Origin of the sequence: Lysinibacillus sp. FSL K6-0232 (genome assembly GCF_038008325.1) — a bacterium.
Classification (GTDB): domain Bacteria; phylum Bacillota; class Bacilli; order Bacillales_A; family Planococcaceae; genus Lysinibacillus.
On sequence record NZ_JBBOYW010000001.1, the window covers coordinates 571,198 to 591,518 of the forward strand.

A 20,321-nucleotide genomic window follows, 5' to 3' on the forward strand; every position below is an offset into this window, starting at 1 on the left:
TAGCAGCTTTTAGCCCCTAGCATTTTAGGTATGCTAGGGGCTTTTTATATGGATAGAAGTATAAAAGTGACGGATAGACTCGCAAAAGTGATGGATAGAACCGCCAAGGTGACGGATAGCTGCCTTTTAAAGTAGCTACTTCGTGTATGGATTTTTCTATAAATATCAAAAATGTTGTTGAAGTTTACGTTAACGTCAATGGTATACTGTTGCCAACAAGGAAGGGGGAGATGGGATTGAAGACGATTCAGGAGGTAGCGAAGGAGTTTAATGTGTCAGCACGAACAATTCGTTATTATGAGGAGCTTGGGCTGCTTTGTCCTCAACGTTCATCAACAAATCAACGAACCTTTTCAAAAAAAGAATTGGCAAAGCTCAAGCTTATTTTTAGGGGAAAGCGCTATGGATTTTCCTTGGAGGAAATTAAAGAAATGGTTTTACTATTTGATTTTGATCGCTCAGGCATGCAGCAGCTAGAGCGAACTGTTGAATATGGTGAGCAAAAAATCCAAGAGATTAATAGCAAAATAGCTGAGCTAATGCAAATGAAGGGTGAATTGCAGCAATTGCATAGGATGTTTAGTGAAAAATTAGCGACTTTAAAGGGGGAAATGCATGATGAATAGTTCCAATTTATTAGCACGTAATGCCCGTAAGTATCCGCAACATGAAGCTGTTATTTGTCATGGCAGAAGAGTGACATATCGCGATTTAGATGAGCAAGTGACCCGTTTTAGCCATGCTTTACTAGAGCAGGGAGTAAAGCAGGGCGATAAGGTTATTATCTTTATGCCAAATGTTGTAGAGTTTGTAGTTAGCTATTTTGCGATTCAGCGTATTGGCGCTATCGTTGTTCCAGTTAATGCGAAATTTACCTTGCAAGAGGTTGAATATGTTGCACAGCATGCTGAAGCGAAGGCAATTGTTGCCCATGAAGCTATTTTTGCGGCAGTTGAGCAGATAACTATGCCAATAAAAATTAAAACAGGGCAGGAGCAGGTAGGCTGGCTTCAATATGAAGCAATGCTTCAAAATGCTAGCGCAGTAACAATTGATTGCCAGCTTTGTGAGGATGATGCCTCGACTATTTTATATACATCAGGTACAACGGGGAAACCAAAGGGTGTGTTATTTAGCTACCGCAATATTTTAACGGTGGCACAAATGATTGCTGTAGAAATGGAAGTAAAGCCTGAAAGCCGTATTTTGCTGATGATGCCATTAACGCATTCAGCGCCACTGCATTTATTTTTAATGGCAGGGGTACTTGTAGGCTCAACAAATGTATTAACACCAACATTTACACCAGACCTATTGATTGACTCCATTGAGCAGGAAAGAACAACTCACTTCTTTGGTGCGCCAGTTGCCTATTTGTTAACAGCACAAATGCCACGTTTACAAACGGCTGATCTAGCGTCGATGAAATGGTGGGTATATGGTGGTGCGCCATTATCTCAAAATGAAATTCGTTTTATTCAGCAGGCTTTCCGAACAGAGCAGTTAACATGCGTCTATGGTCTAACAGAGGCAGGTCCAAGCGGCTCATTATTGTTTGGTGAAGAACATGCTGCAAAGGCAGGAAGTATTGGACGACGAGCACCACTTGGCACAGAGCTACGAATCATGAATGACAATGGGGAGGATGTAGGTGTTGGTGAAATAGGTGAAATTGCCCTGTTTGGTGAGGGCAATATGCTTGGCTATTATAAGGATGAAATGGCGACAAATGCAGCCTTTATAAATGGGTGGCTAAAAACAGGAGATTTAGCACGTATGGATGAGGATGGCTTTATTTGGATTGTTGATCGTAAAAAGGATGTCATTATTTCAGGTGGTGTCAATATTTATCCAAAGGAAATTGAGGATTGTCTGCTAAGCTATGAGGGCATTTTTGAGGTGGCTGTTATTGGTGTGCCACATCCACAGTGGGGAGAAACAGTAAAGGCTGTTTATGCTGCAAAGCATGATATTGATGAGAAGGCTTTAAAAGCCTATTTAGAGAAGCATCTTGCCAAATATAAAGTTCCACGTATTTTTGAAAAAGTAGAAGCGCTGCCACGTAATGCATCGGGCAAAATTTTAAAACAATCCTTAAAGGGGCAAGAGGTGAACTAGCATGAAAGTATTACAGCAGGAAGCCAGACGTACAACAAATTTTTTTACAGAGGATGATACACTGCACAAAGTATTAGAGATGATGCTAGACCAAGAGCTTTTAACATATGCACAGCGTGAGCTTACAGATTTTGGAGAGTTATGTGCGAATGATATTGATGTACGGGCAAGGCATACAGATCGACAAGGTGAGCCGAAGCTTCAAAGATATAATGCCTATGGTGAAGAGATATCTGAAATTTGGGTTAATGATGGCTATAAAAAAACGATTGAGGAAACATATAATACAGGTATTGTTGGCTATGTGCATAAAGCTATCCCGCAATTAGGTCGCAAGGGGAATTACGTTTATAGCTTTGCGCAGGGCTACTTACTGTCGCACGCAGAGCCTGGCTTTTATTGTCCTGTTACATTGACAATGGCTACAGCCTATCTTTTAGACCATTATGCAGATAAGGAGGTAAAGCAGCGCTTCTTACCGCATGTTTGTGCAACAGGTGACACAGAGCTTTATGAAGGTGCAACATTTTTAACAGAGCGTCAGGGAGGCTCAGATGTTGGCGCAAATATTGTGGAGGCAAGAAAAGATGGAGATGCCTATCGTCTTTATGGCGAAAAATATTTTGCCTCCAATGCGGGTATGTGTGGAGTTGCCATGGTGCTAGCACGTATAGAGGGGGCACAGGCAGGCTCTAAAGGCTTAACATTATTTGCAGTGCCGTGGCGACAGGAGGATGGAAGCGTCAATAATCTTCGGATTCGACGCTTAAAGGATAAATTAGGTGTTCGGGCTGTTCCGTCAGGTGAGGTGGAGTTTGATGGGGCACTTGCTTATGTGGTGGGTGAGCAACATAAGGGAATTTATTATATGCTGGAGGCACTCAATTTATCGAGAATTTGTAATGCGGTTGCATCGCTTGGCATTATGCGTCGTGGCTATTTAGAGGCAAAGCACTATGTAACAAATCGCTATGCCTTCGGTAAGCCATTGACACATTATCCGATGATTCAGGATACATTAGGTAACTTTGCAGCTAAGCTACATGTTGAAGTAGCAACTGTTTTTGATCTTATACAACTATATGACAAAGTAACGAGTGGGCAAGGAACAGAGCAGGATATTATTATGAATCGCTTATATATTGCCATTATGAAAAAGGAAACAGCAGAACAAGCTGTTCACTATGCAAGTGAGGCGCTTGAATTGCACGGTGGAAATGGCTATATTGAGGATTTTGTGACACCTCGTTTACTAAGAGATGCACAGGTGCTAACAGTATGGGAGGGGACTGCAAATATTCTTGCCTTGGAGCTAATTCGTTTAGTAGATAAATTTCATGCACATCAATTATTTGTGCAGAAGATGGGAGAACGATTAGCACCGCTAGCAGATAGCTCATTAGTGAAAATTGTCAAAGAGCAATTAGCGATACTAACTGAAACATTACAACGGTTTAGTGCTTTAGATGACGTGACTAAAACATTTGAAGCAAAAGAAATGGCAAAAAAAATGGCGCATCTTTATGAAAGTGTCGTAGCTGTGGAATGGGCACAAAAATTTGGTGGTAAATATGAAAAACTAGCAGATATATATTTAGAGCAGACATGGTCGTTACGACAAATGGGTGCAGAGATGAAGACCGTACGATATTTTTCCGAAATTGTATAATAATATGCAGTCACCCTTCGAACCATAGACAAAAGGCATCGAGCTTGAACTTCTCGATGCCTTTATCATTTTTTAACTCAATTAAAGTCAGTTGCCTTGAGATGGAGGCGACTTTTTTTCTTTTCGTGTATAATAAAATCGATTGAATAGTGGCTGCTCTGTCATGCCATTATTCAAAGCAACGGTAGATAAATAAGGAGGATTATAATGAAGAAGTTTTGGAAAATAGGGTTATCCGCATTTTTAGCAATTGGTATACTTGCTGCCTGTGGACAGGAAGATAAGAATACTAAGCCTTCAACGGACGAGTCACAAACAGAGCAAGGTACAGCGCAGGAGGATGAAGCTACATTCCCAATGACAATGACAGATGCGCTTGGGAAGGAGATTACACTTGAAGCGCCTCCTAAGAAAATTGTTTCGCTTATTCCGAGTAATACAGAAATATTATTTGGACTTGGTTTAAATGATGAAATTGTAGGTGTGACAGATAATGATGATTACCCACCTGAGGCTGCTGATAAGGAAAAGGTTGGTGGTATGGAGTACGATATTGAGAAGGTTATTGCCCTACAGCCAGATATTGTGTTTTCACATGAATCTAGCATGTCCTTATCAGAAGCAGCGATTGCACAGCTCGAATCAGCAGGTGTAAAAGTATTTGTTGTGAAAAATGCACAGGATTTTGATGAAACATATGCAACAATTGAGCAGCTTGGCCGTGCTACAGGGAAGCTACCAGAGGCTGAAAAAATCATCGCTAATATGAAGGCGAAGGTAGAAGAGATTCAAGCTAAAGTGAAGGATGTTGAGCCTAAGAAAGTCCTAGTAGAAGCATCCGATGAGCCAGATATTTATGTAGCTGGTAATGGTACATTTATGAACGCTATGCTAGAAATGCTTCATGCAGAAAATGTAGCAGCAGATGGTGAAGATTGGTATAAGATTGATGCAGAGCAAATTATCGCGAAAAACCCAGATGTGCTGATCGTGACATACCACTATGTACCAGATATTTTAACAAAAATTCCACAGCGTGCTGGCTTTGATACAGTAAATGCCGTGAAAAATAATGCAATCGTGCAAGTAGATGAAAGTACAACAAGCCGTCAAGGACCACGTTTAGCAGAGGGACTTGAGGAATTAGCAAAAGCGATCCACCCAGAGGTATTTGAGTGAAAAAAATAACAGGAGCCTATTTCGTAGCATGCATGCTTCTTATCATCAGTATTTGGTGCGGTGCAGCAATAGGCTCAGTTCATATTCCATTTGAAATTTTATGGAATCAGGCGGTTGATGAAACGGCCGCCAATATTTTTTGGAAAATTCGCTTGCCACGTGTGTTATTAGCAGGGCTAGTAGGGGCTTCTCTTGCGATTGCAGGGGCTGCTTTCCAAGGATTATTAAAAAATCCATTAGCTGACCCTTACACATTAGGTGTTTCTTCTGGTGCTTCTGTTGGTGCGGTAATGACAATTTTTTTAAGTATATCAATCCCTGCTGTAGGACTGTATACGTTGCCAATCTTCAGCATGATTGGTGCGATTTTTACAATGATTATTGTGATGACCTTTGCGAGAGCGATAGATCGTTCATTGAAGATGGAAACATTGATTTTAACAGGTGTTATTTTTAGCTCCTTTTTAGGTTCATTGATTTCTTTAATGATTGCTTTATCGGGTGAGGAGCTACGACAAGTAGTGGGCTGGCTGCTTGGCTCGGTATCGATGCGAGGCTGGCCATATGTACAAATGATTATCCCATTCGTAGTGATTGGCTCTCTTATGCTGTGGACACAAAGACGAGAGCTAAATGTTTTATTATATGGTGAGGAGCGTGCTAGGCATTTAGGGGTTAATGTGAAGCGTAGTAAGTATATCATTTTAGCAGGTGGCTCTATGCTAACAGGAGCTGCTGTAGCAGTGTCTGGTACAATTGGCTTTGTAGGATTAGTTGTGCCACATATGACACGAATGATTTGGGGCTCTGACCATCGTCATTTGCTACCACTATCATTTTTAAATGGAGCAACATTACTAATTGTTTGTGATTTAGTAGCACGTACAATCATTTTGCCAAGAGAGCTGCCTATTGGTGTAATCACAGCCTTTATTGGAGCGCCCGTTTTTTCTTATATTTTTTATAAGCAGCGTAAAAGCAAGGGGGTGCGGGCATGATTGTTGTTAAACATCTGTCAGGTGGCTATGAAGATACACCGATTGTCAAAGATATTAGCTTTACGGTTGAAAAGGGAAAAGTGCTTGGTATTTTAGGACCCAATGGTAGTGGAAAGTCTACATTATTAAAGGTTATAAGCGGTATTTTGCCAGCTGCTACAGGCGCAATTGCGATTGATGGGAAACCTATTCTTTCTTATAATGCACGTGCTCTAGCGAAAAAAATGGCTGTTTTACCGCAGCTACATGCTAATGCCTTTTCCAATAGTGTGCGAGAGGTTGTTGCGCTTGGACGCTATCCACACCAAACAGGCTTTTTTGCTAGCTGGTCTGAGCGTGATGAGCAGGCTGTCCAACATGCGATGCTGCAGACAGGCGTTAAACGTTATGAGCATACACCGATGGAATTTCTATCAGGTGGAGAGCAGCAACGAGTATTTGTGGCACAGGCACTTGCTCAAACCGCAGAAATTTTATTGCTAGATGAGCCAACAAACCATCTAGATATTGCCCATCAACGTCAAATTTTAGATATGGTGCGCAAAGAGGCTGTGGAATGTGGTTTAACAGTTGTGATGGTATTGCATGATATGAATTTAGCCTCGCTTTATTGTGATGAATTATTGCTAATGGAGAGCGGGCAGATGCGAGCATTTGGCGCACCACATGAAGTCATTATTGCCTCACAAATTGAAGATGTTTATCAAGCAAGAGTAGCAACCTATGCACATCCTGAAATTCCAAAGCCCCAAATTACAATAATGCCTACAACAAGTGATCGGCAGCAACGTGCTATTATTCAAAAAGAGCATTTTACAATAACGGAGCATTATATTCAGCTACAATCAGAAATTCCTTTAAAAACAGTATCTTCAGCCGTACATAATCCCGGCATTGGCTGGTATACCTGCTTATTAAATCGTTCAGTGCCAGGTGATTATGTGATTAGTGATGTAAAACGAGAGGTCAATGAATTTTTACAGAGAGAAAATTTTGCACCTACGAGCACGGTGGTAATGCTAACGGCAGTGCCAACATCTCTTGTAGCAATCAATGAATTTTCTGCACCCTTTGGCAATATGATAGTAGCTGTAACAGCTGGTGTTGGCAATGCGGTTGATGTATCGCGTGTGTATGAACGGCAGGATGAGCCATATATTGGTACAATTAATACATGGGTGATTATTAATGGCTGCTTATCTGAGGAGGCATTTTTACAGGCGACAATGACCGCTACTGAGGCGAAGACAAAAGCGCTGCAATCAGAAAATATTCATGATGCACGTAGCGGAACAATTGCTACAGGGACAGCTACGGATAGCTTGTTAATTGCTGCAACACAAAAAGGGGAAGAAATGCTGTATGCTGGCCCGATTACAGAGGTAGGAAAAATAATTGCCAAGGGTGTTTTTGAAACAACAGTTCAGGCTATTAAGAATTATAAAAGTCAGTCCTAGGAGGATGAGGGAAATGAAGCTTTATACGAAAACAGGCGATACGGGGAAAACAAGCCTTATTGGTGGACGTGTTGATAAAGATAGTTTGCGTGTGGAGGCGTATGGAGCCATCGATGAACTAAATTCTTTTATTGGCAAGGCTGTTAGTGAATTAGATGCAGCGCTGTTTCAGGATATTTTAACAGACCTAGAAACGATTCAGCATGAGCTGTTTGATGCTGGCGGTGATCTTGCTAATGTGATGAAGGAGCGCCATTATAAGCTAACAGAGCAGCCGATTGAAGTGTTAGAATCTCGTATTGATGCATTGTCAGATGAAGCACCGCCTCTTCAACGCTTTATTTTACCGGGAGGTGCACCAGCTGCGGCAACTCTACACATTGCACGTACAGTGGCACGCCGAGCGGAGCGTGAAATGGTAACACTTATGAAAGAAGTCGAAGATGTACCAAAGGTTGTACAAAAATATTTAAACCGTTTATCCGATTATTTATTTGCAGCAGCACGTGTTGTCAATGTCCGATTAAATGTAGCAGATGTTGAATATATTCGCAGCGGAAATGTTTTTAAAAAATAATTTAGCTGAAAGAGTCACTTTGAAAAAATCAGGGTGGCTTTTTTTCTTGTAAAATGTAAGAATAGAAAATTATCAGAAAGATTTTCTGTTTTATGTTGACTGAATGCTCACTCATTTATTAGAATAGGAATATAATGATTAAGTGACGTACATTTCTGTATGAACTAGCAAATTTGCCACAAAGAGAGAAATTGCGACAAATTAAAGGGGGGGACCAACCATGAGTCCATTATTAATTGCCAATATTATTTTAACAGTCGTGGTTGTGCTTTATGCAGTAGGGTTGTTCTTCTATCTGTTAAAAACACGCTATAAGTATGTGCAATTGGGAAAAAAGGTTGAGTTTGATGAAAGTGTTAAAGAACGACTGCGTTATATTATGGTCAATGTATTTGGTCAAAATAAGCTATTAAAAGATCCAAAAAGTGGTTTAATCCATGTAATGTTCTTCTATGGATTTTTAATGGTGCAGCTAGGGGCCATTGATTTAATTTGGAAAGGATTAGCACCGGGCTCACATTTGCCTTTAGGCATTTTCTATGGTGTTTTTACATTCTTCCAAGAGCTTGTTGTTTTAATGATTTTAATAGCGGTAGTATGGGCATTTTACCGCCGTTATGTTGAAAAGCTAGTACGTTTAAAACGTGGCTGGAAAAATGGACTAGTATTGATTTTCATTGGTGGCTTAATGGTATCGACATTAATCGCGAATGGTATGGGGTTAATTTGGCATGGTGAAGGGCTAACATATACAGAGCCAGTTGCTTCTAGCATTGCTGCTATTTTTGGCTTCCTACCTACATCAGTTGCCGCTGGTGTGTTTTATGTAATGTGGTGGGCACACCTTTTAATTCTATTAACATTCCTTGTCTATGTACCACAATCTAAGCATTTCCACTTAATTGTTAGTCCGCTTAACGTTTATATGAATCGCTTAGATCGAGCAGGTACATTAACACCAATCGATTTTGAAGCTTTAGAAAATGCTGAGAGTGAAGAGGAAATGCCTGCAATTGGGGTTGGACGCATACAGGACTTCACACAAAAGCAAATGCTTGATTTATACTCCTGTGTAGAATGTGGACGCTGTACAAATATGTGTCCAGCAACAGGAACAGGAAAAATGCTATCACCTATGGATTTAATCGTAAAGCTACGTGATCATTTAACATTTACAGGTGCAGTTGTGACAAAGCAAAAGCCATGGGTTCCTTATCAATTTTTTGCGAATACAAAGGGTAATCAGCTTGCAATGGCAGCTGGTGCTGAAGGTGCAGTAATTGAAGATATTTACAGTCCATCTTTAATTGGCAATGTTATTACAGAGGAAGAGATTTGGGCTTGTACAACTTGTCGTAACTGTGAGGATCAATGTCCAGTAATGAATGAGCATGTGGATAAAATTATTGACCTACGTCGTTATTTAACAATGACGGAAGGGAAAGTAAACCCAGATGCGCAACGTGCAATGACAAATATCGAACGACAAGGCAATCCTTGGGGCTTAAACCGTAAAGAAAAAGAAAATTGGCGTGATTTAGACCCAACAATCCATATTCCAACAGTAAAAGAGCTAAAGAAATCTGGCGAGGAAATGGAATATCTATTGTGGGTTGGCTCAATGGGTGCATTTGATAATCGCTCACAAAAAATTGCTTTAGCTTTCTGTCGTCTATTAAACGAAGCAGGCGTGAAGTTTGCAATCTTAGGTAATAAAGAGAAAAACTCAGGGGATACGCCTCGCCGTTTAGGAAATGAATTTTTATTCCAGGAACTAGCAACAGCTAATATTGATGAATTCGTCAAAAATGATGTGAAAAAAATCGTAACAATTGATCCTCATGCGTACAATATTTTTAAAAATGAATATCAAGATTTTGGCTGGAAGGGTGAGGTATATCACCATACAGAATTATTGAACCAGCTAATTGAAGAAAATCGACTAGCGTTAAATTATGAGGTTCATGAAACAATTGTCTTCCACGATTCCTGCTACTTAGGTCGTTATAATGACGTTTATGATGCACCACGTGAGATTTTACGTGGCATTCCAGGGGTCAAACTGGTAGAAATGGAGCGTAATCGCGAAACAGCAATGTGCTGTGGTGCAGGTGGTGGCTTAATGTGGATGGAGGAGCATGTCGGCAACCGTATTAATGTAGCTCGTACAGAGCAAGCTTTAGCAACGAATGCATCCGTTATTTCTTCTGGCTGCCCTTATTGCTTAACAATGCTAGAGGATGGTACGAAGGCAAAAGAGGTTGAAGATGCCATTGGCACATTTGATATTGCAGAATTATTGGAGCGTTCAGTATTTGGGGAAAAGGTAAAAGCAGTGGAAACTTCAGGTGAGGAAACACTTGAAGAAGTAGTGGCCTCGATAGAAAATGGAGAATCAAACGCAGAAAAGTAATTGCTATTGCAGCAATATTTTCATTATCTGAAAAATATAAATTGCACATTAAAAAATTGTTTTGTAGAATAAGATTAAATGGAAATGGGAGTGGCATTTGATACTCCCATTTTTCATCGGTAGAAGTCGAGCGAGCGTTCAGTCAATTAATGATACTTCGCCGCTTCATTGTGAATGTAAAACAAAAGGGGTGTTTTACTTGAATAGAGCTGTAATTTTAGCAGGAGCAAGAACAGCATTTGGTAAGTTTGGTGGCTCACTAGCAGCATTGCAGGCAAGTGATCTAGGTGCGATTGCAATCAAAGGGGCATTAGAGAAAGCAAATCTAGCAGCAGAGGAAGTAGATGAAGTGATTTTAGGCTCTGTTTTACAAGGGGGACAGGGGCAAATTCCTTCACGACAAGCTGCTATCAAAGCTAATTTACCAATAGGTGTAAAAACCGAAACAATCAATAAAGTCTGTGCGTCGGGGATGCGCGCAGTAACATTGGCAGATCAACTGATTCGATTAGGGGACGAAGAGGTGATTGTTGCTGGTGGTATGGAGTCTATGTCCAATGCGCCATATTACTTGTTAAATGGTCGAACAGGCTTACGTATGGGAGATTCAACAATGGTCGATGGCATGCTTTATGATGGCTTAACATGTGCGTTTGATAAAGCAAGACCACATATGGGGAACTATGGTAATACAACAGCTAGAGAATTTTCATTAAGCCGTGAAGAGCAGGATGCGTGGTCTGTACGCAGTCATGAACGTGCGCTTGCGGCTATTGAAAAAGGCTATTTTGCGGAGGAAATCGTACCAGTAGAAATTCCACAGCGAAAAGGCGAACCGCTTATTGTCGCTACAGACGAAGCACCAAGAGCGGGTACATCTATGGAAATATTAGCAAAGCTAAAGCCAGCCTTTGATAAGGAGGGCACGATTACAGCAGGAAATGCACCAGGAGTAAATGATGGAGCATGTGCACTTGTTGTGATGAGTGAGGAACGTGCTGCACGTGAAGGTCGGGAACCACTAGCCTTTATTATTGGTCATGAAGAGCTTGCAATTGAACCAGAAAATTTCCCACAAACACCGGGGCTTGTTATTAATAAATTATTGAAAAAGACCAATAAATCACTAGCAGATGTTGACCTATTTGAGATCAATGAAGCTTTTGCAGCAGTTGCCTTAGTTAGCACACAATTAGCAGATTTAGATGCAGAAAAAGTCAATGTTAATGGTGGAGCAGTTGCTTTAGGTCATCCAATTGGTGCATCTGGAGCACGCATTATTTTAACACTTGCACAGGAGTTAAAGCGCCGTGGCGGTGGTATTGGCATTGCAGCTATTTGTTCAGGCGGTGGGCAAGGCGATGCAATTATGATTGAAGTACCAAAACAGGGGGACTAAACAGATGGGAATTCAAAAAGTAATGGTCATTGGGGCAGGACAAATGGGCTCCGGTATTGCACAAGTTTGCGCACAGGCAGGCTATGAAGTGACATTAAATGACGTGAAACAAGAATTTTTAGAGCGTGGATTAGGGGTTATTATAAAAAATTTATCGCGTGATGTTGAAAAAGGACGTAAAACCGAGGAAGAGAAAGCAGCTATTTTAGGACGACTTCACACATCCTTAGATTTACAGGATGCTAGTGGTGTAGATATTGTTATTGAAGCTGCTGTCGAAAATATGGATGTCAAGCAAACGATCTTTAAGCAGCTTGATGAGATTGCACCAGCACATGCTATTTTAGCGACAAATACCTCTTCACTACCAATTACAGAAATTGCAGCGGTGACAAAGCGTCCAGAGCAGGTTATTGGTATGCATTTTATGAATCCTGTACCTGTGATGAAGCTTGTTGAAATTATTAGAGGTTTAGCAACAGCTGACGAGATATACAAGGCGGTTGAAGAAATGACACTTAAGTTAGCTAAAACACCTGTGGAAGTAAACGATTTTCCAGGCTTTATTTCAAACCGTATTTTACTACCAATGATTAATGAAGCAATTTATGCGCTTTATGAAGGGGTAGCAACAAAGGAAGCCATTGACAATGTCATGAAGCTTGGGATGAACCATCCGATGGGACCATTAACATTAGCTGACTTTATTGGCTTAGATACATGCCTATACATTATGGAAATTTTACATGAGGGTCTAGGCGATAGTAAGTACCGTCCGTGCCCGTTGCTTCGTAAATACGTGGCAGCAGGCTGGCTAGGAAAGAAATCAGGAAGAGGCTTTTACGTATATGAATAATGCTATGGGGATGGGATTATTCAAATGTTACGTGACAACTTAGAGGGGTGACATGATAGATGCATTTGCAATTTACAGATGAGCAATTGATGATGCGTGACATGGTGCGTCAGTTTGCTCAGGAAAAAATTCAGCCATGGATCGAGCGTATGGAAGCAGGGGAGTTTCCACGCGAGCTTCTTGAACAAATGGGCGAGCTTGGCTTAATGGGCATTACAACGCCAGAAGAGCTAGGTGGCTCAGAGATGGATTTTACATCGTATATTATTGCGATTCATGAACTATCAAAAGTAAGCGCTGTAATGGGTGTTATTTTATCGGTGCATACTTCTGTTGGAACAAATCCAATTATTTATTTTGGCAATGATGAACAAAAGAAACGCTATGTACCAAAGCTTGCCACAGGGGAATATTTAGGTGCATTTTGTTTAACGGAACCAAGTGCTGGCTCAGACGCAGGTTCTTTACAATCCAAGGCAGTACGAGATGGCGATGACTATGTCATCAACGGCTCAAAGGCATTTATTACAAATGGTGGAGAGGCTGATGTATATATTGTATTCGCCTCCACTAATCCAGCGGAGAAAACACGAGGGATTTCTGCGTTTATTGTAGAAAAAGGTACACCGGGGCTTATTATTGGCAAAGATGAGCAGAAAATGGGCTTACATGGCTCACGTACAGTGCAGCTAACATTTGATAATTGCCGAATTCCAGCCGACAACCTATTGGGGAAAGAGGGAGAAGGCTTTAAAATTGCACTGGCTAATTTAGATGTTGGTCGAATTGGTATTGCCGCACAAGCTCTAGGTATTGCAGAAGCAGCACTTGAAGCTGCAACAGCCTACGCTAAGGAGCGCATTCAATTTGGCAAGCCGATTGCTGCTCAGCAGGGAGTTAGCTTTAAGCTTGCGGATATGGCTACGGCTGTTGAATCAGCAAAGCTCTTAGTCTATCGTGCAGCAGATTTACGTGCGAAAGGCTTACCATGTGGAGCGGAAGCCTCAATGGCTAAGCTTTTTGCATCACGTACAGCCGTACAAACGGCAATTGAGGCTGTTCAAGTATTCGGTGGCTACGGCTATACAGAGGACTACCCTGTGGAACGCTATTTCCGCGATGCCAAAGTGACAGAAATATATGAAGGTACAAGTGAAATTCAACGATTGGTCATTAGCAAACATTTATTGAAATAATAAGCGCTCAATCCAGAGTATCACAATCAAACAAAGTTTAATGCAAAGGGGAAATGGACAATGAACTTTCAATTAACAGAAGAGCATGAGCAATTACGTGAAATGATTCGTGATTTTGCAGTAAATGAAGTAGCACCAACAGCGGCAGAACGTGATGAAAAGGAAGAATTTGACCGTGCGATATTCGATAAAATGGCGGAGCTTGGGTTAACAGGTATTCCATGGCCAGAGGAATATGGTGGCGCAGGATTTGATTACCTCGCATATGTCATTGCTGTTGAGGAGTTATCACGAGTTTGTGCTTCAACAGGAGTAACATTATCTGCACATACATCACTAGCTGGCTGGCCGATTTATAAGTTTGGCACAGAAGAGCAAAAGCAAAAATATCTCCGTCCAATGGCTGAAGGGAAGCATATTGGTGCATACGGCTTAACAGAACCAGGCTCAGGCTCAGATGCAGGTGGTATGAAAACGTATGCGAAGCGTGATGGTGATGATTATATTTTAAATGGCTCAAAAATCTTTATTACAAATGGTGGAGTAGCGGATACATATATTGTATTTGCAGTAACAGACCCAGAAGCAAAGCATGGTACATCTGCATTTATCGTAGAAGCAGGATTCGAAGGGTTCTCTGTAGGGAAAAAGGAGAAAAAGCTAGGTATTCGTTCATCACCTACAACGGAGATTATTTTCGATAATTGCCGTGTGCCAAAGGAAAATCTGCTTGGAGCTGAGGGAGAAGGCTTTAAAATTGCGATGACAACATTAGATGGTGGACGTAATGGTATTGCGGCTCAAGCTGTTGGTATTGCGCAGGGAGCATTAGATGCAGCAGTAGACTATGCAAAAGAACGTGTACAATTTGGCAAGCCGATCGCTGCTAATCAAGGCGTATCCTTTAAACTAGCAGATATGGCAACTCAAATTGAGGCATCTCGACTGCTAACATACCAAGCTGCTTGGTTAGAATCTAATAACCTACCATATGGTAAAGCATCTGCAATGGCGAAATTAATGGCTGGCGATACGGCAATGAGTGTAACAACAGAGGCGGTTCAAGTATTTGGTGGCTATGGTTATACAAAAGATTATCCTGTTGAGCGCTTTATGCGTGATGCAAAAATTACCCAAATTTATGAAGGCACGCAGGAGATTCAGCGTCTAGTAATCTCGCGTATGCTAACAAAATAACGGATGCCAGAAAAAGAGAAAAGGCCCCAAGTACAGTCAACTGTAAAAGATGAAAATTTAATCGCCATGCGTCGTGAGCAAATGATTCAAGGAGCTATTAAGCTATTTAAAGAAAAAGGATTCCATCGTGCTACAACGAGAGAGATCGCAAAAGCAGCAGGCTTTAGTATCGGTACGTTATATGAATATATCCGAACGAAAGAAGACGTTTTATACCTTGTATGTGATAGCATTTATCATCATGCGATGGAGCGACTTTCAAGCTATGAAGTAAAGGCAGGAACAATTGAAGAATTAAAAGAAATGATTCGAGAATACTTCCTGCAAATCGATCACATGGTTGATGAGCTAACCATTATGTATCAGGAAACAAAATCATTATCCAAAGAAGCACAACGCTATGTTTTTAGTAAAGAGTTTGAAATGGTTGCTACCTTTGAGCGATTGTTAAAACGTTGTGTGCAGTCTGGTGAATTAACAATGACAGACAAGCAAATCCATTTAGCAGCCAATAACTTAGTCGTTTCAGGGCAAAGTTGGGCATTCCGTAAATGGGCATTACATCGTCAGCATTCCATTGACGAGTTTATTGAAATGCAAATTACATTGTTCATTTCAGGCATAAAGGGGTTCTAATATTTCGTAAAGGGGTTGTCGGCAATTGCATACAGCGATCATGCAATTGTCGGCTTTTTTCAATTTATTCAGGGAGAGAGTGAGGATTTCAGATGACAAAGGTAGAAGTATATCGTCCAAAAAATCACGTACGTTTTGTAACAGCATCAAGCCTTTTTGATGGACATGATGCTTCGATTAATATTATGCGTCGCATTTTGCAAGCTAGCGGTGTAGAGGTAATTCATTTAGGTCATAACCGTTCTGTAGAGGAAGTCGTAAATGCAGCGATACAAGAGGATGCACAAGGGATTGCCATCTCCTCTTACCAAGGCGGGCATATGGAATACTTTAAGTATATGTACGATTTACTACGTGAAAAAGGTGCACCACATATTAAAATTTATGGTGGTGGAGGCGGGGTTATTTTACCGCGTGAAATAAAGGAGCTCCATGATTACGGAATTGCAGGCATTTTCTCGCCAGAGGATGGCCGTGTTTTAGGGCTGCAAGGAATGATTAATGAGCAAATCAAAGGAACAGACTTCTCAACAGCAACAGGTAACTATTTAGAAAAGCTAGAGGCATTAACGCCTGAAACACCCGAAATTTTAGCGAATTTAATCACAGCTGCCGAGGCAAATGCAGATGAAGAAACACAAAAAATGCTAGAGGAAGCAAGAAAGCGTTCAAAGGGCACACCGATCTTAGGTATTACAGGAACAGGGGGCGCTGGTAAATCCTCTTTAACAGATGAACTGATTCGTCGCTTTTTAAAAGAGTTTCCTGATAAGCGTGTAGCCATTCTTTCGGTTGACCCAACAAAGCAAAAAACAGGCGGGGCATTGCTTGGAGATCGAATTCGCATGAATGCTATCTTTAATAATCGTGTCTATATGCGTAGCTTAGCAACACGAGGCTCTCGTACTGAATTATCTGCATCCATTGGCGATGTGCTAGATGTTGTACGCGTAGCAGGCTATGATTTAATCATTGTGGAAACAAGTGGTATTGGTCAAGGTGATGCCGAAATTACAAAATACACAGATTTATCCATGTATGTTATGACAAGTGAGTTTGGTGCACCAACACAGCTTGAGAAAATTGATATGATTGATTTTGCTGATGTTATTGCCATCAATAAATTTGAGCGTAAAGGCTCTGAGGATGCATTACGTCAAGTGCAAAAGCAATATCAACGTTCGCGCGAGCTATGGGATGAGTCACTTGAAAATATGCCAGTGTATGGCACGATTGCAAGTCAATTTAATGATAAAGGGACAAATGCATTATTTGCCGCATTAGTAAATATTATTAATCAAAAAACAGGCAGTGATTGGGAAACAAGCTATGAGCAATTTGCTAAAACGCAAAAGCAAGATGTTATTATTCCAAATGATCGCCGCTACTATTTACGTGAAATTACGGATACTGTTCGGGGCTATCATAAAAAAACAGAGCAGCAGGTGGCATTTGCAAGACGCTTATTCCAATTAGAGGGTGCTATTGCAGCGGTGCAGGAAAAAGCACCAGATGATGCCCTTGTCGCTTCACTTACTTCTTTAGCAGAAGGTGTCAGAGATGAATTAACTGCGGAATCCAAGCGTATTTTAGATAATTGGCAGTCTTTAAAAGAAGCGTATGCTGGAGATGAATTTGTGACAAAGGTACGTGACAAAGAGATACGCACCATTTTAAAAACAACAAGTCTTTCTGGCACAAAAATTCCAAAGGTAGCATTGCCAAAATTTGAGGACTATGGTGAGATATTACGCTGGGTCTATAAAGAAAATGTACCTGGCGAATTTCCATATACAGCAGGTGTTTTCCAATTCAAGCGTGAGGGGGAAGATCCAAAGCGTCAATTTGCTGGTGAAGGCACACCAGAGCGTACAAATAAACGATTCCATTATCTATCAAAGGATGATAATGCTAAACGTTTATCTACAGCATTTGACTCGGTTACATTATATGGTGAAGACCCTGATTATCGTCCAGATATTTATGGGAAGGTTGGGGAATCAGGTGTATCGATTTGTACATTAGAGGATATGAAAAAGCTGTATGCAGGCTTTGATTTATGTGCACCGTCCACATCTGTATCTATGACGATTAATGGTCCAGCACCAATTATTTTAGCAATGTTTATGAATACGGCAATTGATCAGCAAGTAAAATTACGTGAGCAAGAGCTTGGTCGAACTTTGACAGTTGAAGAATTTACAGAGACACGTGAAAAAACATTGCAGGTTGTACGTGGTACAGTACAAGCTGATATTTTAAAGGAAGATCAAGGGCAAAATACATGTATTTTCTCGACAGAGTTTGCGTTGCGTTTAATGGGAGATATTCAGCAATACTTTATAGACCATAAGGTGCGTAACTATTATTCTGTTTCCATTTCTGGTTACCATATTGCGGAAGCTGGAGCAAACCCTATTTCTCAATTAGCCTTTACATTAGCAAATGGCTTTACGTATGTAGAGTATTATTTGAGCCGTGGCATGAATATTAATGATTTTGCACCAAACTTATCATTCTTCTTCTCCAATGGGCTTGATCCTGAATATACAGTTATTGGGCGCGTAGCTCGTCGTATCTGGGCGATTGTTATGCGCGATAAATATGGTGCAAATGAGCGTGCACAGAAGCTAAAATATCATATTCAAACATCTGGTCGCAGTTTACATGCACAGGAAATTGATTTTAATGATATTCGTACAACATTACAGGCATTAATGGCATTACAGGATAACTGTAACTCATTGCATACAAATGCCTATGATGAGGCGATTACAACACCTACAGAGGAATCTGTACGACGTGCTATGGCTATTCAAATGATTATTACAAAAGAGCATGGCTTAACGAAAAATGAAAATCCACTGCAAGGTGCATTTATTGTGGAAGAATTGACAGACCTTGTAGAGGAAGCGGTTCTTGAAGAATTTGATCGCATTAATGATCGTGGTGGCGTACTAGGGGCAATGGAAACACAATATCAGCGAGGTAAAATTCAAGAGGAGTCTATGTATTATGAAATGCTTAAGCATTCAGGTGAGCTACCAATCATTGGTGTTAATACGTACTTAAATCCGAACCCACCTTCTGATGCAGATATTGACAATATGGAAATTGCACGTGCATCAACAGAGGAGAAGGAAACACAAATACGTAATTTACATGCTTTCTGGAAGGAGCATGAGGACGAAAGCGCAGCGGCGATTGCTCGTTTACAAGAAGTGGCTGTCAACAATGGCAATATTTTTGCGGAGCTAATGGAAACGGTGAAAGTAGCTAGTTTAGGGCAAATTACGAAAGCTTTATATGAAGTAGGCGGACAATATCGCCGTAATATGTAATTTATTTGAAGTGTCTAGTCTTCGGATTAGGCACTTTTTTGTATTTTAGTTATAATAGAACTGTAAAAAAGAGGAGGCGCGGTAGAGGATGAAATCGATTCTTCACTACATCATCATAGTAGCTTTAGTATTGGGAGCCATTTTCCTGTATAATAAGCAAATTGGCGCTATTCCTCTATTGCTATTATCTGTCTACTTATTTTATCTAGGCATTAAAAAAATGCGTAATATAAAAAACAGTAATTGAAGCTAGCAAAGGGGCTAAAACTTTGTATATAATGGGTATTATGCTTATGATATGAAAAGTGACTTTTGCGTAGCTTTTTTGCTGCGCTTGGAAATAAAGCATCATGTAATTTTAAAACCATTGTGATAAGGGAAAGGAAGTGCACGAATTGAATTTTCGTGAAATGACAAAGGAACAATTAGCTGAAGAGTCGTTAATTAACTTAGCGTATGCAATTTTAAATGAAAAACGTACCCCAATAGCTTTTAATGATTTATTGAAAATTATCCAAGAGCTTGTGGGCTATAGTGATGAAGAAATAAAATCTCGCTTACTGCAATTTTACACAGATATCAATATAGATGGGCGTTTCTTATTTAACCAAGAAACAGGCTGGGGCTTACGTGAATGGTTTAAAGTAGAGCAAATTGAAGAAGAAACAGCGCCTTCTGTAAAGGTACAAAAGAAAAAATCAAAAGCTGTTCTCGATGAGGACGATGATCTTGTAGAAGATATCGATTTAGACGAAGAAGATATTGACTTTGATGAAGATTTTGAAGAGTTCGTGGAAGACGATGAGCTTGATGAAGAAGATGATGATAAAGAAGATATCGATTTTGATGATGACGACTTAGAAGACATTGATGAAGAAATTGACGAAGACTTTATCGATGAAGAAGAAGAGTTTGAAGAGGAAGAAGAAGAGCTTTAAGAGCAATAAGCTTAGAATTTTCTTCTAGGCAAGAAGTAAAAAATCTTGACTTCTACCACGGTTACGTTTAATCTTTTACTTGGGCTCCTTAAAAGAAGGAGAAAGACCGTGTATATAATACGTTCCCCCTGCAAACCTATGCAGGAGGAACGTTTTTTTATTTTTTACCTTGGTTCAGTCCAGTTCTCCCAATACAATTGTAAACGTTGGCTGACTACATGTTAGTGTTTCAGGATTTAAAGGAAAGTGATAAAGAGATAGAACCGATTACAGCTTCGAATCGACTACATTTTTGTAGACATTCTCGGCTTTTCTTGTTTTAGGGTATATTCCCGATTCAAACAATG

15 protein-coding genes are annotated in these 20,321 nt (G+C 40.4%); all 15 read left to right on the forward strand.

The window, feature by feature from the left end; all coding sequences use genetic code 11:
- The first annotated feature begins 236 nt into the window (after nucleotides 1-236).
- The 15 genes from MHB42_RS02685 to rpoE all read left to right on the forward strand — a co-directional run bounded on the left by MHB42_RS02685 (nucleotide 237) and on the right by rpoE (nucleotide 19,974).
- Nucleotides 237-626 carry a MerR family transcriptional regulator gene (locus tag MHB42_RS02685; protein WP_340804239.1) on the forward strand — a complete coding sequence of 130 codons (390 nt, stop codon included), beginning with the start codon at nucleotides 237-239 and terminating at the stop codon, nucleotides 624-626.
- Nucleotides 619-2,118: a class I adenylate-forming enzyme family protein gene (locus MHB42_RS02690; protein WP_340808513.1), complete on the forward strand. Its 1,500-nt coding sequence runs from the start codon at nucleotides 619-621 to the stop codon at nucleotides 2,116-2,118. The genes MHB42_RS02685 and MHB42_RS02690 overlap by 8 nt, the downstream gene beginning before the upstream one ends.
- Before the next feature lies 1 nt (nucleotide 2,119).
- Nucleotides 2,120-3,787, forward strand: coding sequence for an acyl-CoA dehydrogenase family protein (locus MHB42_RS02695; protein ID WP_340804240.1), 1,668 nt, complete (start codon nucleotides 2,120-2,122; stop codon nucleotides 3,785-3,787).
- 207 nt (nucleotides 3,788-3,994) lie between these two features.
- Nucleotides 3,995-4,966, forward strand: coding sequence for an ABC transporter substrate-binding protein (locus MHB42_RS02700; protein WP_340804241.1), 972 nt, complete (start codon nucleotides 3,995-3,997; stop codon nucleotides 4,964-4,966).
- The gene (locus MHB42_RS02705) at nucleotides 4,963-5,964 is read left to right on the forward strand and encodes a FecCD family ABC transporter permease (protein ID WP_340804242.1); all 1,002 of its coding nucleotides are present in this window, start codon (nucleotides 4,963-4,965) and stop codon (nucleotides 5,962-5,964) included. Before MHB42_RS02700 ends, MHB42_RS02705 begins: the two co-directional genes overlap by 4 nt.
- On the forward strand, nucleotides 5,961-7,421 hold the full coding sequence (locus MHB42_RS02710; protein ID WP_340804244.1) for an adenosylcobinamide amidohydrolase: 1,461 nt from the start codon (nucleotides 5,961-5,963) through the stop codon (nucleotides 7,419-7,421). The genes MHB42_RS02705 and MHB42_RS02710 overlap by 4 nt, the downstream gene beginning before the upstream one ends.
- Before the next feature lie 13 nt (nucleotides 7,422-7,434).
- Entirely contained in the window at nucleotides 7,435-7,998 is a 564-nt protein-coding gene (locus MHB42_RS02715) for a cob(I)yrinic acid a,c-diamide adenosyltransferase (RefSeq protein WP_340804246.1), read from the forward strand.
- 220 nt (nucleotides 7,999-8,218) lie between these two features.
- The gene (locus MHB42_RS02720; RefSeq protein ID WP_340804247.1) at nucleotides 8,219-10,411 is read left to right on the forward strand and encodes a heterodisulfide reductase-related iron-sulfur binding cluster; all 2,193 of its coding nucleotides are present in this window, start codon (nucleotides 8,219-8,221) and stop codon (nucleotides 10,409-10,411) included.
- A 199-nt stretch (nucleotides 10,412-10,610) separates the two neighbouring features.
- Nucleotides 10,611-11,810 (forward strand): acetyl-CoA C-acetyltransferase, encoded by a 1,200-nt coding sequence (locus tag MHB42_RS02725; RefSeq protein ID WP_340804248.1) that lies wholly within the window; start codon nucleotides 10,611-10,613, stop codon nucleotides 11,808-11,810.
- A gap of 4 nt (nucleotides 11,811-11,814) precedes the next feature.
- A complete protein-coding gene (locus tag MHB42_RS02730) occupies nucleotides 11,815-12,666 on the forward strand; it encodes a 3-hydroxybutyryl-CoA dehydrogenase (protein WP_340804249.1) in 852 nt (283 codons plus the stop codon).
- 59 nt (nucleotides 12,667-12,725) lie between these two features.
- On the forward strand, nucleotides 12,726-13,862 hold the full coding sequence (locus MHB42_RS02735; RefSeq protein ID WP_340804250.1) for an acyl-CoA dehydrogenase: 1,137 nt from the start codon (nucleotides 12,726-12,728) through the stop codon (nucleotides 13,860-13,862).
- 60 nt (nucleotides 13,863-13,922) lie between these two features.
- Nucleotides 13,923-15,059: an acyl-CoA dehydrogenase gene (locus MHB42_RS02740; protein WP_340804252.1), complete on the forward strand. Its 1,137-nt coding sequence runs from the start codon at nucleotides 13,923-13,925 to the stop codon at nucleotides 15,057-15,059.
- A gap of 3 nt (nucleotides 15,060-15,062) precedes the next feature.
- Nucleotides 15,063-15,695: a TetR/AcrR family transcriptional regulator gene (locus tag MHB42_RS02745; RefSeq protein ID WP_340804253.1), complete on the forward strand. Its 633-nt coding sequence runs from the start codon at nucleotides 15,063-15,065 to the stop codon at nucleotides 15,693-15,695.
- A 92-nt stretch (nucleotides 15,696-15,787) separates the two neighbouring features.
- Nucleotides 15,788-19,036 (forward strand): fused isobutyryl-CoA mutase/GTPase IcmF, encoded by a 3,249-nt coding sequence (gene icmF / locus MHB42_RS02750; RefSeq protein WP_340804255.1) that lies wholly within the window; start codon nucleotides 15,788-15,790, stop codon nucleotides 19,034-19,036.
- Between the two features lie 395 nt (nucleotides 19,037-19,431).
- Nucleotides 19,432-19,974 (forward strand): DNA-directed RNA polymerase subunit delta, encoded by a 543-nt coding sequence (gene rpoE / locus MHB42_RS02755; protein WP_340804256.1) that lies wholly within the window; start codon nucleotides 19,432-19,434, stop codon nucleotides 19,972-19,974.
- Nucleotides 19,975-20,321: the final 347 nt, after the last annotated feature.